Below are 796 nucleotides of genomic sequence, written 5' to 3' on the forward strand. Positions count from 1 at the left end.
AGCACCGCCTTTTACCGCCATGCGACGAGCAAAATCGAAAACAGCAGGGATCTGTTCAACATCACGAGCCTCGGGTTCCGCGGCGAGGCGCTGCCGAGCATCGCCGCCGTGGCCAAAGTGGAATTGGTCACTTCGAGCGCCGATAACGGGCTCGGGCGGCGAATCGTCATCGAAGGCGGCAGGCTCGTGACCGAAGAGGACACGGCGGCGCCGAAGGGAACCGACTTGACGGTCCGGGAGCTCTTCTACAACACGCCGGCCCGGTTGAAATATATGAAGACGATCCAGACGGAGCTGGGGCATATTTCCGATTACATGTACCGCATCGCCCTGTCGCATCCGGGGATCGCGATTACGCTGCGGCATAACGGAAACGTGCTGCTGCAGACCGTAGGGAACGGGGATCTGCTGCAGGTGGTCGCCGCCATATACGGCCGGCAGGCCGCCAAGGCGCTGCTGCCGATTCATGCGGAGAACCTGGACTTTACGATCGACGGGTACGTCAGCCGCCCGGATTGGACCCGCTCGAACCGGAACGGGATCTCGATCATCGTCAACGGGCGGTATATCCGCAGCTACGGCCTGAACCAGGCCATTCAGCGGGCGTACCATACGCTGCTGCCGATCAACCGCTACCCGCTCGCCGTCCTGGAAGTCAAGATGCATCCGTCTCTGGTGGACGTCAACGTGCATCCGGCCAAGCTGGAAGTGCGCTTCAGCAAAGAGCAGGAGCTGTTCCCGTTCGTGGAGAGCAGCATCCATCAGGTGCTCCGGCAGGAAGTGCTCATCCCGCAGC

1 protein-coding gene is annotated in these 796 nt (G+C 61.7%); it reads left to right on the plus strand.

Features of this window, described 5'->3' with window-relative positions:
• On the plus strand, positions 1 to 796 hold a 796-nt coding region (gene mutL, locus CPT76_RS05750; protein WP_219845387.1), incomplete at both ends, for a DNA mismatch repair endonuclease MutL.

Origin of the sequence: Paenibacillus sp. AR247 (assembly GCF_002968895.1) — a bacterium.
GTDB lineage: Bacteria > Bacillota > Bacilli > Paenibacillales > Paenibacillaceae > Paenibacillus_AQ > Paenibacillus_AQ favisporus.